This is a genomic window from Streptomyces sp. CA-146814, from assembly GCF_050942385.1.
Lineage (GTDB): Bacteria > Actinomycetota > Actinomycetes > Streptomycetales > Streptomycetaceae > Streptomyces.
The window spans coordinates 5,521,331-5,535,555 of the sequence record NZ_CP192068.1; the positions used below are offsets into that span (position 1 = coordinate 5,521,331).

Below are 14,225 nucleotides of genomic sequence, written 5' to 3' on the forward strand. Positions count from 1 at the left end.
CTCCGGTCCGCACCGTCTCAGGCCAGCAGCCCGGAACTGCGCCACAGCCTGCGGCTGACACCGTTCAGCAGCCCGATGTCGTCGAAGAAGTCCGTCAGCCGCTTGGAGCCGGTCTGCATGACCTCGGCGCGGTGGCCGCTCGCCTTCACCTGGGCGACGGCCTCCCGGCGGTCCAGGCCGACGTTCTCGTACACCTGCGGGTTGACGAAGCAGATGGAGAAGACCCGGGCCGCCTCGCCGCAGCTGAGCTTGGTCAGTTCGCGCTCCCAGCGCGGGGCGGTCACCATCTGGCGGCGCAGCTCCTCGCGGGCGTACCGCACGTGCCGGGCCTCCTCGATGACATGGATCCGGGTCACGCCGCGCACCAGCGTCTGCACCCGGTCGTCCGGGAAGGTCAGCCGCTGCATCCAGTCCAGGATCTCCTCGCCGAGCAGGGTCGCGGCGAACGAACCGGGCGTGGTGGAGACGGTCTTCAGGACCCGGGCCAGGTTGTGGTAGACGCGCGGCACCTCGTACGTCGGGGCGCCGCCCCAGTCGATCATGCGGCCGAACATCATCGAGTGGCGGCACTCGTCGGCTATCTCGGTGAGGGCGTAGCGGACGTGGTTGCTGGTGACGGGCTTGTCGTAGACGTGCCGGACCAGCAGCTGCATCAGGATGATCTCGAACCAGATGCCGAGCGAGGCGAGGGCCGCGCCCTCGTGCCGGGAGAGGTCCAGGCGCTGCTCCTCGGACATGCGGTGCCACATCGGGGTGTCGTAGAGCGAGAGCAGCTCCGGCGGCCAGAACCACTTGCCCTCCTCGACCGCCGTGTCCCAGTCGAGTTCGGTGTCCGGGTCGAAGGAGTGCTTGGCCGAGGATTCGAGCAGCCGCGCGGCGATCTGCTCACGGTCGCGGAGCGGCCCGAGGGCGTCACGGAGCACGGTCACATCGCGAGCGGTCGCGGACGTTTCGGTCGGCACGGTCGTCATGGCGGGAGCACCTCACACAGGCGTTGCCGGGAACGGGAGTTACCGGCGGTCACTCCTTATGAGACTGCTCGTCAGCAAGGCCGTCAATCCCTTGCGCACGACTCCGTGCGACTTGTTGACCCGCCGTCTACCAACGTGTGAACCTGCGAGGGGAGGCGGTCGGCGTACGTGCCCAACTGCCTCCGGTGTCACGGAACTTGTCAGGAGTTGCCAAGCCAGTCGAGTCAGTCGAGGCGAAGGAGCCGTCCGTGTCCACCCATGACCTCTACACCACCCCGCCGTCCGAACCGCTCTGGCAGGTACCTGCCACCGGAGCCGCCCGGTTCAGCTGGGACTACGACGACGGCCGCGAACGCCTCCTCGCCCTCTACCAGAAGGGCAAGGACAAGCAGTGGGACGGCAACAAGCGCATCGACTGGTCACTTGAGGTCGACCCCACCGACCCGCTCGGCACCCCCGACGAGGCCCTCACGCTCTACGGCACCCCGCACTGGGCGAAGATGACGGAGAGGGACCGGGGCGAGCTGCGTAAGCACTACACCTCCTGGCAGTTCAGCCAGTTCCTCCACGGCGAGCAGGGCGCGATGGTCTGCGCGGCCAGGATCGTGGAGTCCGTCCCCGACCTGGACGCCAAGTTCTACTCCGCCACCCAGACCATGGACGAGGCCCGGCACGCGGAGATCTACGGCCGCTTCCTGCACGAGAAGATCGGCATGCTCTACCCGGTCAACGACAACCTCCAGGGCCTGCTCGGCGACACCCTGCGCGACTCCCGCTGGGACATGCCGTACCTCGGGATGCAGGTGCTGATAGAAGGCCTCGCGCTCGCCGCCTTCGGAATGATCCGCGATACCACCACCAAGCCGCTGCCCAAGCAGATCCTCGCGTACGTCATGCAGGACGAGGCCCGCCATGTCGCCTTCGGGCGGATGGCGCTGCGCGACTACTACAAGCAGCTGAGCGACGCCGAACTGCGCGAGCGCGAGGAGTTCGTCATCGAGGGCTGCTACCTGATGCGCGACCGGCTCAGCGGTGTCGAGGTCCTGGAGAACTTCGGCATCGGCAAGCAGGAGGCGAAGGACCTCTCGGAGCACTCGGAGTTCCTCCAGCTCTTCCGCAAGCTCCTGTTCAGCCGGATCGTGCCGTGCGTCAAGGACATCGGCCTGTGGGGCCCGCGGCTCCAGAAGGCGTACGTCGACATGGGCGTCCTGGAACTCGGCGACTCCAACCTGGACCTGCTCATGTCCCAGGACGAGGAGATAGCCGAGGAACTGGACCGCGAACGCTTCGCCGCCGAGGAGGAGGCCCGGGTGGCGGAGGTCGCGGAGGCGATCGGGGAGGGGCTCGGGGAGGGGAAGGAGGCTGCCTGAGGGCTCCGTCCACCCAGGCGCTCCGTCAGCCCTGCCGGACCGAGACCGCTTCGTAGACCACGGCCGAACTCGTCGCCGGGCCCCGGCAGGTCAGTTGGCGCTGCGGTGTCCGCCGGGCCCGCACCTCGACGTCGATCGCGATCTCGGCCTCTCCGTCGGCCTCTTTGTCGACTGCGGCCGGGCCGGGCGGGCGGCCGGTGACGCGGATCCGCCAGCCGTCGTCGTCGCGGAAGGTCCGGGCGACGGCGTAGTCGTGCCGGTCCGCCGGGCCGAAGCGGTCGAGTGCGGCCGCGACGGCGGCCTGCTGCGGCGGGAACAGGTCGGTGTACCCACGCAGGTGCTCGGCGCGGATACGGCCGGCCAGGTGCTCCTCGACCACCGTCACGGCTGATCCGGCGTCGAGGTTCCCGTAGTAGACGCCGTCGGGCACGACGACGACGTTGGCGGCGAACCGGTCACCGCCCACATGCGTGCACTCCCACACCAGGTCCGGCCGGCGCTCGCTCAGTGCGCGGGCCACGGGCCGCCCGCGCACGGCACAGCAGGCGTCGTGGAGACCGTGGGCGCAGACGAGGACGACGGGCCGGCCGTCGGGCTCCCCGGGCGTGCGCAGGGCCTCGACGATCCGCGCCAGGTCCTCGTCGCACCCCCAGGTGCCCCAGTGCTGGCGGTGGGCGCCGGTGGCGTCGTAGCGCAGGACGGCCCAGCGCGGCGGGCCCTGGGGCACGCTGCGGCCGTGACGCCGCACCAGGAGTACGCGGGCCCGCGCCGCTCGGGCGGCGGCGAACACGAGCGCCTTGGTCCCGGGCTCCAGGTCGAGGCCGTCGAACCCGTCGGTCGGCCAGCCGCCCCGGTACTCGATCAGCACCCAGGCGGTGCCGTGCGGTGCCGTACCGACGATCGAGTCGCCGCGCGTCCGGGCGGCGTCCGCGCAAAAGAACCGTCCCGTCGTGGTCATCGCGCTGTGGTCACTCTCCGGCGTGGTCACCGCGGCCCGTTCACTCTCCGGCGGGCACGAGCACGCCCGCGCGCAGCAGCCGTCCGACGAGCGCGACGCCGAGCTCACCGGCGGCGCGGGCCTCGCCGTCGAGCAGCCGGGACACGGACGGCAGGTCGGCCTCGGAGAAGTCGAGCCACCCGGCGCGCGTGGTCAGGCGCGAGCCCTCCAGGCGCGCCTCCAGCGCCGCGCGGAGCCGTACGGGCGTGTCCGGACCGAGGCCGTCGGCGGCGGCGAGCTGGGCCAGCGGCCCCAGCGGTGCCGGGCGGCCCTGCCCGCGCCGGGCCCGGTGGAAGAGCGGGGCGGAGTCGGCCTCGGCGACGGCGGCGCGGAGCCGCTCGCGGACCATGCCGAGCTCGCCGTCCGGTCCGTCCACCCCCACCGGCAGGGTGCTCCGCATCCAGGGGTCGTCGCGCAGTGCGGCGAGGGCCGCCTGCGCGAGCTGCTCGGCCAGCGCGTACCGGGTCCAGGTGTGGATCCCCAGCGTCAGGTGGACGGAGACCCCGCCCTGCGCCTCGGCGGCGTGCAGCCAGCCCCGGGGCAGATAGAGGACGTCGCCGGGCTCCAGCACGGTATCGAGGTGGGCGGCGCCCCCCGCGGCCTCGGCGACGGCGGAGCGGTGGTCGGTCCAGGGCTGGTCGCGCAGCGGATCGGGGTGTACGGGCTCGTGGACGAGCCAGCGCTTCGTTCCCTTGATCTGTACGACGAACACGTCGTGCACGTCGTAATGGGCGTCGAACCCCCGGCTCTGCGGCGGGGTGACATAGGCGTTGGCCTGCACCGGATGCCCCAGCTCCGCGCTCAGCCGGGCACCGAACTCGCCCACCGGCCCCCAGGTGCGCTGGAGCGCCTGGAGCACGAGCGTGGCGCCGTCGGCGAACGCCCGCCACAGTGCCGTGTCGTCGAGCTGGTCGGCGATGGTGGCGCCGACGCCGGCCGACGAGGTGAACGTCGACTCGGGAAGGGTGGAACCGTCCTTGGCGACACGGAGGAAGGGCGTACGCAGGCCGCGACGCGAGATCAGCTCATCCACGGCCTCCGCGGAAAACAGGTCGGAGAAGTCGCCCGCGCGACGGGTGAGCAGCGGCTTCCGGGCCCAGACGTCACGGGCGAACTCTTCCGCGCTCAGGCCGGTCAGACGTGTCAGACGTGGCAGACGTGTCTCCGGGACCCCGGCGCCCGGTGCGGCGCCGACGTCCTGGAGCATGGTTCGGGACGTGCTCAAGAGCGGCTGCCGGACTGGCCCGCTCCGCCATCTGCGCCGCCGTCCGCGCCTCCGTCGGCTCCGCCGTCGTGGACACCGGGGGTGCCGGCCGCGCCGCCGTCCGCAGGTCCTTCGGCTCCGCCGTCCGCGCCTCCGTCGGCTCCGCCGTCGTGGACACCGGGGGAGCCGGCCGCGCCGCCGTCCGCGGGGCCTTCCTGCTGGTTCGGGTCCTGCTCGGGGTTGGCCATAATTCCTCCTCTGAGCAAATAACTGAGACCGGGCTCCGTGGGCGAAGCCCGTAATCACCGTATCGCCGTCGGGCGGAAGCAACGATTCGAGCGCGGGGAATGCGTGGGAACGGGGTGAAGGGGCCGACCGGAATTCACCGCCGACCAGCCATCGGGGAGCCATTGACCGGTCACTGACCAGCGGAAAGTTCCGCGGAAGGCATTCGCCGCATGACGCCTTCCGGGAAAGGGCCGGTGTGCATTATGAGGGATTTCCGGCAGGCTCGCACATCGTGATCGCCGCGTGGTCGGTGCCGGTGAAATCCGCTGCCTGTTGTCGATATTCGATGTACGCCGACGGGCTCCGACGGCACGATGCCGGTATGACGACCAACCCGTCCTCCGCCCCCGCCCCCGCCCCCGCCACCGCCGCCGGACGCGCGGCCGCCCGCCGCAGCCTCGAAGCGCTCGCGCTCGGCGACGCGTTCGGGGAGCGCTGGTTCCCCCTCTTCCGGGAACGTCAGCAGGCCGCGAACGAGATCCGGGCCCGACGCACCCCGCAGGAGCCCCTCTGGCACTGGACCGACGACACGGCCCTGGCGCTCGCCCTGCACCGCTCCCTGGACGAGCGCGGCCTCGTCGACCAGGACCACCTGGCCCTCTGCTACGCCCTCGCCTTCGACGCCGACCATGCCCGCGGCTACGGGCACGGCATGCACCTCCTGCTGCCCCAGCTCCTCGTCGCCCCGGCCGACTGGCGCACCCTGGCCCCCGGGCTCTTCGACGGCGGCAGCCTCGGCAACGGTGCGGCGATGCGGGTCGCCCCGCTCGGTGCTCGATTCCACGAGGACCTGGACCGGGTCGCGGAGCAGGCCGCCCTCTCCGCGATCTGGAGGCGGCGCTCTGGGCGGCGGCCGAGGGGTTCGGGGACGTGGACACCACCTGTGCCATCACCGGCGGGGTGGTCGGGGCGGCGACCGGGACGGCCGGGGCGCCGGAGGAATGGCTGCGCAGGCGCGAGCCGTTGGGGTGAGTCGTTGGGATGAGCCGGGGTGCGGGGGAGCCGCCGGGCGTCCGGCCTGCGCGGGAGGATTGTCCCGGCCCGGTACCGATATCCGCCGCGTCGAAATTCCGTTCGCAAACGTGTCGTACCGTGAGCGCATGACCTCCCCGCCTCAGCCGCCGCAGGGCCCGTACGGCCCGCCGCCCCCGCACCCCCAGCAGAACCCGTACGGTCCGCCGGCCGCCGCCCCCGGAGTGCCGCAGCAGCCTTACGGCTATCCGCAGCAGCCTCCGGCCCCGCCTCAACAGGGTGGCGGCTGGGGGCAGCAGCAGCCCGGTGCGGCCGGCTGGGGCGGTCCGGGTGCGGGCGGGTGGCCGCCGCAGGGGCCGGGCGCGCAGCCGCCGCGGAAGAAGCGGACCGGGCTGATCGCCGGCATCGTGGTGGGCGCGGTCGTGCTGGCGGGCGGCATCGCCTTCGGCGTCTCCCAGCTGTTCGGGAAGACCGTCGACGCGGCGTTCCCGGACGCCGAGTACCAGCTCGTCCTGGAACAGAAGCTGCTGGACGGCGAGTTCACCCTGGCCCAGGACCTGTCCTCGACCGAGGGCAAGAAGATCGAGAAGATGTACGACCCCACCGTCCGGGACGCCAAGGCGGTGGTCGGCCAGTACAGCTCGGCCACGGGCGGGGCGCTGGTGATCTCCGGGATGTACGGGAGGTTCGCCGACCCGGACGTGATGACCGGCAAGATGATGGACGGCGGGGCCGAAGGGGAGGGCGCGACCGTCGTCGTCCCGCCGAAGAAGTTCACCCCCGCCGGGTACGACATCACACTGGAGTGCCAGGTGCTCCAGTCGGTCAAGGGCGGCGTCAAGGCCAACGTTCCGATGTGCGCCTGGGGCGACGACAACACCGGGGTCTCGGTGGGGATCATCCGCGCCGAGACGGCCCTGAAGGACGCCTCGGCGATCGACCTGGAGGCGGCGGCGGCCGAGACCGCCAAGATCCGCGAGGAGATCCGCCGGCCGATCGGCTGACCGGCCGCCCACGGCGGGGTGCGCGGTTCAGCGCGTCCCCGCCGGTGCCGGGAAGCGGTTGCGCAGAGTGAACGCCCTTTCCGTGGGGCCGTGTTCGCGGAGGTGCAGCAGGCGCTCCTCGGCGTCCGCGACCGTCGGGCGTTCACCTGCCGGTACCCACCACAGCGCGGTCATCGCCTCACTCACCTGCTCGAACCACTCGCGGCGCCGGCGCAGCAACTCCCGGTGCCGGCCCGCGTACATGAAGCCCGTCAGCGCCTCCGCGTCCTGCCACACCGACAGGTTCACGATCAGCCACTCGTCCCCGAACACCGGTACGTCGGTGGCGTTCCCGGAGTCCGAGCGCAGTCGCCACACGAACCCCTCGGCTTCGTCGGCGACCGCGTTCACCGGGTCCAGGCCGTCGACGAAGTCCTTCAACTGCGGTGAATCCAGCGGGAATCTGAGCCGGGCGGTGTTCACCTGGGCCAACTCGTGTTTTCCGCAGCCTGTTTGCGTCTCGATGAAGGTCATGGCCGCACCGTAGGCAGAGCGTTCTCCACCGCGCGGGCCATTCCGAGCAGCGAGACATCCGCCCCGCGTGCCGCCACCAGCTGGAGCCCGACCGGACAGCCGTCGGTCGTGAATCCGGCGGGCAGGCTCGCCGCCGGATGGCCGCTGAGGTTGAACGCCCAGGTCAGCGCGGTCGAGTAACGGTCGCCCGGCCCCTCGTGCCCGTGCGGCCGGTTCGGCGTGGCCGGGCTCAGCAGCAGGGGCGCGGCGGCGAAGAGCGCGTCCAGCCGTTCGTCGTTCGCCCGCCGGACCGCCACCGCCTCGGCGTCGTCCGGTGCCCCGCCCCGTACCGCCTGCCAGGCCGGACCCGGATCGAGCAGCCCGCACCCGGCCTCCACCAGGCGCACCGTCCCCGCCGCGACCAGCCGGTCCACCGCCGCCCGCACCACGGCCGCCACCTCCGGGTCCACCTCCGCGAACCCCAGGTCCTCGCTGTACACGGCCGCCGGCGGCAGGCGAGGCGCGGCGAACTCCTCGTACCCGGGCAGCACATGGCGTACGTACCGCTCCGCATCCGCCGCCGACCTGGCCAGCACGCCCGCCGCCGCCAGGCCCGAGGCGTCCGGCGACGGGAGCAGCCCGTTCGTCGTCTTCAGCCCGAACACCCCGCACCAGGCGGCCGGGATGCGCACCGACCCGGCCCCGTCGCTGCCCGTCGCCAGCTCCACCATTCCCGCCGCCACCGCGACCGCCGAGCCCGCCGACGAACCGCCGGGCGTACGGTCCGCCCGCCACGGGTTGACCGTACGGCCGTACGCGCCCCGGCCCCAGGTCTGCCAGTAGGTGCCGGGGCCGGGCGCCGAGGTCGCGCCGACCGGGACGCCGCCGGCCGCGATCAGCCGGCGGGCCGCGTACGAGCGGATGCCGGTCGGGCCCTTCACGGCGAACGGCAGTCCACGCAGCGGGAGTTGCCGGGCCTCCGGCTCACGGGCCAGCGCCTCCTCCGGCCAGACCTCGATGAACGCGTTGAGCGCCGGGTCCAGCCGGGCGATCCGCTCCAGGGCCCGCGCCACGGCGGACGGCGTCGACGTCATGGCCGTAAGTCTCCCCGCAAGACAAGTCTCCCCGTAAGGCAAGTCCCCCCGGTAGGCCAAGTCCCCCGTAGGACAAGCCTCCCCGTAAGGCAAGTCTCCCCGTAAGACGCGGCTCACTCCTCCAGCGCCGCCTCCATCACCGCCCGCGCGATCGGGGCCGCGCTGCCGCCGCCACTGATATCGGCCCGGTCCGCCGCCGCGTCCTCCACCACCACGGCGACCGCGACGGCCGGGCGGCCGGAGTCGGGAGCCTGCGCCCAGGAGATGAACCAGGCGTACGGGAGGCCCGAGTTGTCGACGCCGTGCTGAGCCGTGCCGGTCTTGCCGCCGACCGTCACGCCGTCGATCGCCGCGTTGGACCCGGTGCCGTTCTCCACCACGTCGACCATCATCCGCTGGAGCTGCACCGCCGTGGACGGGCTCATCGCCCGCTCGTAGGAGCGCGGGCCCTGCTGCTGGACCGTGTCCCCGTCGGCGGCGGTCACCCGGTCGACGAGGTACGGATACCGCAGGTCGCCGCCGTTCGCCACCGCCGCCGCCACCATCGCCATCTGGAGCGGCGTCGCGGTCGTGTTGAACTGGCCGATCGAGGAGAGCGCCAGCTGGTCCTGGCTCATGTCGGTGTCGAAGTTGCTCCGCGCCACCCCGGACGGGATGCGCAGCTCCTTCTCGTTGAAGCCGAAGTGCTCCGCCGTCTCCGCCATCCCCTCCAGCCCGACCCGCACGCCCAGATGGGCCATCACCGTGTTGCAGGAGACCCGGATCGCGTCGGCCAGCGACGCCTTCTCGCACCCGCGCGCCTCGTTCGGGAGAACGGTCCGCGTGTTCGGCAGGACGTACGGCGACGGAGTGTCGGTCGGCGCGTCCGCGTCCGTCACCACCCGGCCGTCCAGCGCCGCCGCCGCCGTCACGATCTTGAAGGTGGAGCCCGGCGGATAGGTCTGCCGGATGGCCCGGTTGAGCATCGGCAGGCTCCCGGCCGCGTTGAGCCGGGCCCACGCCTCGGTGACCGCCGAGCCGGTGCCGGACAGCCGCTCGGGGTCGTACGACGGGGTCGAGACCAGCGCCAGGATCCTGCCGGTCGACGGCTCCAGGGCGGCGACCGCGCCCCGCCGCCCGCTCAGTCCGGCGTACGCGGCGCGCTGCATCGACTCCTTGACCGTCGTGACGACGTTGCCGCCGGGCTGCCGGCCCCGGGTGAACTCGTTCCAGAAGGGGAGCGGGGCCAGCAGGGAGTCCGTACCCGACAGGACGCCGTCCTCGGTGTTCTCCAGGAGCGTGGTGCCGTACGTCTGCGAGGCGTATCCGGTCACCGGCGCGTACAGCGGGCCGTGCAGATAGGTGCGCTCGAAGCTGAGCTGCTCGCCGGTCTCCTTGTTGCCGGTCACGGCCCGGTCGCCGACCAGGATGTTGCCGCGCGGCTGGTCGTAACGGGCGATGGTGGTACGGCGGTTGGCCGGGTTGGCGTCCAGCTCGTCGGCCTCGAAGAGCTGGACGCGGGCCGCGTTGGCGAGCAGCGCCACGAGCAGGAGGAGACAGAGGGCGGCGGCCCGCCGGATGTAGCGGATCACCGGTCCTCATCGGCGGACGAGGCGGTGGCCGGGGCGATGACCCCGGTCTCCACCTGCTCCGGATGCGGTCTGCGCGCGACATCGCTCAGCCGGATCAGCAGCGCCACGATGATCCAGTTGGTGACGACGGACGAGCCGCCCTGCGCCAGGAACGGCATCGCCATCCCGGTCAGCGGGATCAGCCCCATCACCCCGCCCGCGATCACGAACACCTGGAGCGCCAGGATCGAGGAGAGGCCGATGGCCAGCAGCCGTCCGAACGGGTCGCGCAGCGCGAGCCCGGCCCGGTAGCCGCGCGCCACGAGGAGCGCGTACAGCAGGAAGACGGCCGTCAGGCCGCTCAGCCCCAGCTCCTCGCCGGCCGTCGCCAGGATGAAGTCGGACTTGGCGGCGAAGCCGATGAGGATGGAGTGGCCGGCCCCGAGCCCGGTCCCGAGCATGCCCCCGGCGGCGAAGGCGAAGAGCGACTGGGCGAGCTGGCCGGGGCCCCGGCCGGCGTCGATCGAGGCGAACGGGTCCAGCCAGTCCTGCACCCGGCTGTGCACATGCGGTTCGAACGAGCCGACGACGAACGCGCCGACGGCCGCCAGCAGCAGCCCGACCGCGATCCAGCCGGTCCGGCCGGTCGCCACGTACAGCATGATCACGAAGAGCCCGAAGAAGAGCAGCGAGGTGCCGAGGTCCCGCTCCAGCACCAGCACGCCGACGCTGAGCAGCCAGATCGCCACGATCGGGCCGAGCACCCGGCCGGTGGGCAGCTGCAGCTTCCAGAACGTGCGGCCGGTGTAGGCGAGCGCGTTGCGGTTGGCGGCGAGGTAGGCGGCGAAGAAGACCGCGAGCAGGATCTTGGCGAACTCGCCCGGCTGGAACGAGAGTCCGCCGATCCGGATCCAGATCTTCGCCCCGTTCACCGCCGGGAAGAAGATCGGCACGATCATCAGGACGAGCGCGGTGGCGACCGAGAGATAGGCGTACCGCGCGAGCACCCGGTGGTCGCGGAGCAGCACCACGACGACGGCGAAGAGCGCCACGCCGAGCGTGGACCAGATCAGCTGCGTGGGCGCGGCCTGGTCGCGCGGGGTCTCCAGGTCCAACCGGTAGATCAGCACCAGGCCGAGCCCGTTGAGCAGGACGGCGATCGGCAGCAGCAGCGGATCGGCGTACGGGGCCCGGAAGCGGACCGCCACATGGGCCAGCAGCGCCAGCGTGCCGAGCCCGGCGCCGTAACCGGCGACATCGGGCGGCACCGCCCCGTCGTGGGCGAGGCCGACGGCCGCGTAACCGTAGACGGAGATCAGGACGGCCCCGATGAGGAGCGAGAGCTCGACCCCGCGCCGTCTGGGCAGGCGGAGCTCGGGCGGGGGAGCGTCCGCCGTCGTTGCGGTCATGGACCGCAACGTAGCAAGAGGCGTGCCGTATTTCCCTTATGTCATAGATGTCATAGCGATGTCATGGAGGTCATGGCGCGTCCGCCTGGAAGCGGGTGGCTTCCAGGCGGACGGGGTGTGCCGTGCGGTGAGGTCAGCAGAAGCGCGGCGCCGCGCCGATGTTCTCGATGTAGCGGGCCGAACCCCACGCCCACGTGCCGTCGGTCAGCAGGTACCAGCGGTTGTTGCCGTCGACGTTGTCGCCCGTCGTCTTGCAGAAGATGTTGACGACGGTGCCGTACTTCACCGAGCCCACGACCTTGCTGCTGCGGGTCGGCTTGTCGCGCAGCAGGAGGTACGGCTTGGCGACGACCCGGCCCTTGTAGGTCTTCTTGGGGGCCTGGGGCTTGGCCTGGTTCTGCGTCTGCGCCTCCTGGCGGGCCTCGTGCTCGCGCTGGAGGGCCGAGGCGGAGAGCTCGTCGGACGCCGGGGCCGAGGTGTGGGCCTCGCCGCGGTGGTCGACGGGGTGGGGGTCCGCCGCCAGAGCGGGAGCGGCGGCCGTGACCGCCGCGAGGGCGCCGGTGGCGACGCAGAGACCGATCCGGCGGAACCGCGAGGGGCGGGACAGGGGGGACATGCTGCCTCCATGAGGAAGTAAAGGGGGCCGTGGGGGACGCGAGCCGGGCTCGCCTTCGTCACGCTAAGTTGGGCACGGAGCGTCCGCAACGCGCACTGTGCGTGATGTCAGGCCGGACCGGGCGTCCCCGCGCCCCCGTCGCCCGTGTTCCCGGCGGAATCGCCGTCTCCGAGGCGTACGTACTCCGGCAGCGTCAGCCGGGCCAGCGCCCCGCCGTCCGGGGGATTCAGGAACTCCAGCCGCGCCCCGATCACCGTGGCCTGGCCCAGGGCGATGGTCAGCCCGAGTCCGTGGCCCTTGCCTGCGCCGTCCGTGCGGAACCGCTGCGGACCGCCCTCCAGGAGGTACGCCGGAAAGCCCGCGCCATGGTCGCGTACGGAGACCACCGCACCCGCCACCTCCAGCACCACCGGACCGGCGCCGTGCCGGTGGGCGTTGGCCACCAGGTTGCCGAGCACCCGCTCCAGCCGCCGCCGGTCCGTCTCCACCGGCGCCGGGTCCGTGACCCGCACCTCGGTCTCCGTGCCGGAGGCCCGCACCACCCGCTCCACCACCGGGCCGAGGTCGTGCACGGCCAGGTCCACCTGCTCGGTCCGGGCGTCCAGGCGCGAGATCTCCAGCAGGTCCTCGGTCAGCGACCGCATCGCCCGCACCCGGTCCCGCACCAGCTCCGCCGGACGGCCCGGCGGCAGCAGCTCTGCGGCGGCCGAGAGACCCGTGAGCGGGGTCCGCAGCTCGTGCGCCACATCGGCGGTGAACCGCTGCTCCGTCTGGAGCCTGCGCTGCAGGCTGGAGGCCATGGTGTCCAGGGCGCCCGACACGACGGCCACCTCGTCCTGGCCGCGCACCGGACGTTTCGTACGGGGGTCGCCGACCCGGGCGTCGAGGTCGCCCGCGCTGATCCGGCGGGCCACCCGGGCCGTCTGGTGCAGCCTGCGGGTCACCCGGCCGACGGCGAAGAGGCCGACGACGAGGGTGGCGGCGATGGCCAGCAGCGAGGAGCCGATGATCGCCCGGTCCAGGCCGCCGATGGTGTCGGCGCTGTGGCTGTAGTCCGTCCAGGTGGCCAGCGCCCGCCCGTCCGCCGGGCCCGCCGCCCACATCGCCGGACCGCCGCGGCCGTCCGGGTCGTCCGGCCGGTGCGGGCCGTCCGCGACGATCGTGCCGCGCTCGCCGTTCGCGGCCAGGTCGCGCAGCGCGGCGGGCAGGCCCGGCGGGTCGATGCCGGAACCCCTCGGCAGCGGCTCCCCGGCCTCGTACGCGTCGGTGACGACCTCCAGCCGGGCGAGCGCCTTCTCGCGGGCGTGGGAGACGGTCTGCCGGGTCACCGCGGTGTGCACGAGGACGCCGAGGAGAGCGGCGAGGGTGCAGCACATGGCGGTGAGGAAGACCGCGGACTTCCAGGTGAGGGTCGCGGTCCAGGCGGGGGAGCGGAAGCGGCGCCGTCTCATCGGGCGGCCGACGCGGAGTCCGAGGGGCCCGGTGTCCGGCTGCGGTCCGTGTCCTCGGGGCTCGGGGCCCGGTCGCGGTCCGTGTCCTCGCGCCGCTCCGGCACCCGCAGGATCTCGTCCCGGGTGGCCAGCATCGCCTGCTGCCGCTCGTCCCAGGACCACGCGGTGCGGTACTCGTACCCGGAGATCACCGAAGGCGCCCGCAGGACCAGGTCCCTGCCCGCCAGCTCCACGCTGATCACCGCGTCCGAGGTGGACATGATCCGGGTCAGCCCGCTCCGGCCGGCGCCGTCGGCCCGGTACGCGCGCACGGCCAGCTGGCGTTCGGGCATCCGGATGCCGAGCACCAGTTCGTCCCTGCCGTCACCGGTCAGGTCGAAGTAGTACGGCGCCAGCACCGGGCAGGCGTCCGGCGCCGTCCGGCAGGCCCGGATCTGCCGGACCGTCGCGTCGGGCAGCTCGTCCAGGCCGCTGTCCCGGTTCGTCCTCGCCTTCAGCCCGGCCTGCGCGACCGCGACCGGGTCCAGCCGGTGCACATCGCCGCCCGGCACGGTGATCCCGGGGATCCTGGCCGTCTCGCCCTCCCCGTAGTCGTACGGAGCGGCCGAGGCGGGCGGCAGGCCGGGCCAGAGGCGGGCGGGCTCGACGGCCGACGGGGCCTCGCCGGCGCTCTCCAGTCCGCCGGCCGAACCGCAGCCGCCGAGCAGGGCGAGCCCGGCCACGGCGGCTGCGACGGTACGGACGGCGAGCGGGCGCACGGCCGGCCCTCCTCAAGGACGAAGGACAAAGGACGAAGGGCGACAAGGG

General features: G+C 72.7%; 13 protein-coding genes and 1 pseudogene. 3 read left to right on the forward strand and 11 right to left on the reverse strand.

Annotated elements, in window-relative coordinates; translation table 11 throughout:
* Positions 1–17 precede the first annotated feature (17 nt).
* Positions 18–971, reverse strand: a complete 954-nt coding sequence (locus ACQP09_RS24890) for an AurF N-oxygenase family protein (protein ID WP_433403256.1) — start codon at positions 969–971, stop codon at positions 18–20.
* 248 nt (positions 972–1,219) lie between these two features.
* On the opposite strand from ACQP09_RS24890, the gene ACQP09_RS24895 reads away from it, so the two are divergent.
* Positions 1,220–2,341: a ferritin-like domain-containing protein gene (locus ACQP09_RS24895; protein ID WP_433403259.1), complete on the forward strand. Its 1,122-nt coding sequence runs from the start codon at positions 1,220–1,222 to the stop codon at positions 2,339–2,341.
* A gap of 25 nt (positions 2,342–2,366) precedes the next feature.
* Here ACQP09_RS24895 and ACQP09_RS24900 read toward each other — a convergent pair whose 3' ends face one another.
* The 3 genes from ACQP09_RS24900 to ACQP09_RS24910 are packed head-to-tail and all read right to left on the reverse strand — an operon-like array spanning position 2,367 to position 4,790.
* Positions 2,367–3,299: a sucrase ferredoxin gene (locus ACQP09_RS24900; RefSeq protein ID WP_433403262.1), complete on the reverse strand. Its 933-nt coding sequence runs from the start codon at positions 3,297–3,299 to the stop codon at positions 2,367–2,369.
* Positions 3,300–3,339: 40 nt separating this feature from the next.
* Positions 3,340–4,563 (reverse strand): cupin domain-containing protein, encoded by a 1,224-nt coding sequence (locus tag ACQP09_RS24905; RefSeq protein WP_433403264.1) that lies wholly within the window; start codon positions 4,561–4,563, stop codon positions 3,340–3,342.
* The gene (locus ACQP09_RS24910; RefSeq protein ID WP_380984280.1) at positions 4,560–4,790 is read right to left on the reverse strand and encodes a hypothetical protein; all 231 of its coding nucleotides are present in this window, start codon (positions 4,788–4,790) and stop codon (positions 4,560–4,562) included. The genes ACQP09_RS24905 and ACQP09_RS24910 overlap by 4 nt, the downstream gene beginning before the upstream one ends.
* A gap of 362 nt (positions 4,791–5,152) precedes the next feature.
* On the opposite strand from ACQP09_RS24910, the pseudogene ACQP09_RS24915 reads away from it, so the two are divergent.
* Positions 5,153–5,802, forward strand: a pseudogene (locus ACQP09_RS24915) (ADP-ribosylglycohydrolase family protein).
* 128 nt (positions 5,803–5,930) lie between these two features.
* Positions 5,931–6,806, forward strand: coding sequence for a hypothetical protein (locus tag ACQP09_RS24920; protein WP_433403269.1), 876 nt, complete (start codon positions 5,931–5,933; stop codon positions 6,804–6,806).
* Between the two features lie 27 nt (positions 6,807–6,833).
* Here ACQP09_RS24920 and ACQP09_RS24925 read toward each other — a convergent pair whose 3' ends face one another.
* From ACQP09_RS24925 to ACQP09_RS24955, 7 genes are all read right to left on the reverse strand, one after another.
* Positions 6,834–7,319 carry a DUF3291 domain-containing protein gene (locus ACQP09_RS24925; RefSeq protein ID WP_433403272.1) on the reverse strand — a complete coding sequence of 162 codons (486 nt, stop codon included), beginning with the start codon at positions 7,317–7,319 and terminating at the stop codon, positions 6,834–6,836.
* Positions 7,316–8,392, reverse strand: a complete 1,077-nt coding sequence (locus ACQP09_RS24930; RefSeq protein WP_433403275.1) for an amidase family protein — start codon at positions 8,390–8,392, stop codon at positions 7,316–7,318. Before ACQP09_RS24930 ends, ACQP09_RS24925 begins: the two co-directional genes overlap by 4 nt.
* Positions 8,393–8,505: 113 nt before the next feature.
* Positions 8,506–9,963 (reverse strand): penicillin-binding transpeptidase domain-containing protein, encoded by a 1,458-nt coding sequence (locus tag ACQP09_RS24935; RefSeq protein ID WP_433403278.1) that lies wholly within the window; start codon positions 9,961–9,963, stop codon positions 8,506–8,508.
* Complete coding sequence (locus ACQP09_RS24940; protein WP_433403280.1) at positions 9,960–11,351, reverse strand: FtsW/RodA/SpoVE family cell cycle protein; 1,392 nt, start codon at positions 11,349–11,351, stop codon at positions 9,960–9,962. The genes ACQP09_RS24935 and ACQP09_RS24940 overlap by 4 nt, the downstream gene beginning before the upstream one ends.
* A gap of 133 nt (positions 11,352–11,484) precedes the next feature.
* A complete protein-coding gene (locus ACQP09_RS24945; protein WP_432149727.1) occupies positions 11,485–11,967 on the reverse strand; it encodes an SH3 domain-containing protein in 483 nt (160 codons plus the stop codon).
* A 107-nt stretch (positions 11,968–12,074) separates the two neighbouring features.
* A complete protein-coding gene (locus ACQP09_RS24950; RefSeq protein WP_433403283.1) occupies positions 12,075–13,418 on the reverse strand; it encodes an ATP-binding protein in 1,344 nt (447 codons plus the stop codon).
* The gene (locus ACQP09_RS24955; protein ID WP_433403284.1) at positions 13,415–14,176 is read right to left on the reverse strand and encodes a hypothetical protein; all 762 of its coding nucleotides are present in this window, start codon (positions 14,174–14,176) and stop codon (positions 13,415–13,417) included. Before ACQP09_RS24955 ends, ACQP09_RS24950 begins: the two co-directional genes overlap by 4 nt.
* Positions 14,177–14,225: the final 49 nt, after the last annotated feature.

Bases quoted from the DNA above. Each gene is read 5' to 3' on its own strand.
- ACQP09_RS24890 (WP_433403256.1), bottom strand. From the start codon at position 971: ATGACGACCGTGCCGACCGAAACGTCCGCGACCGCTCGCGATGTGACC.
- ACQP09_RS24900 (WP_433403262.1), bottom strand. From the start codon at position 3,299: ATGACCACGACGGGACGGTTCTTTTGCGCGGACGCCGCCCGGACGCGC.
- ACQP09_RS24910 (WP_380984280.1), bottom strand. From the start codon at position 4,790: ATGGCCAACCCCGAGCAGGACCCGAACCAGCAGGAAGGCCCCGCGGAC.
- ACQP09_RS24920 (WP_433403269.1), top strand. From the start codon at position 5,931: ATGACCTCCCCGCCTCAGCCGCCGCAGGGCCCGTACGGCCCGCCGCCC.
- ACQP09_RS24925 (WP_433403272.1), bottom strand. From the start codon at position 7,319: ATGACCTTCATCGAGACGCAAACAGGCTGCGGAAAACACGAGTTGGCC.
- ACQP09_RS24930 (WP_433403275.1), bottom strand. From the start codon at position 8,392: ATGACGTCGACGCCGTCCGCCGTGGCGCGGGCCCTGGAGCGGATCGCC.
- ACQP09_RS24940 (WP_433403280.1), bottom strand. From the start codon at position 11,351: ATGACCGCAACGACGGCGGACGCTCCCCCGCCCGAGCTCCGCCTGCCC.
- ACQP09_RS24945 (WP_432149727.1), bottom strand. From the start codon at position 11,967: ATGTCCCCCCTGTCCCGCCCCTCGCGGTTCCGCCGGATCGGTCTCTGC.
- ACQP09_RS24950 (WP_433403283.1), bottom strand. From the start codon at position 13,418: ATGAGACGGCGCCGCTTCCGCTCCCCCGCCTGGACCGCGACCCTCACC.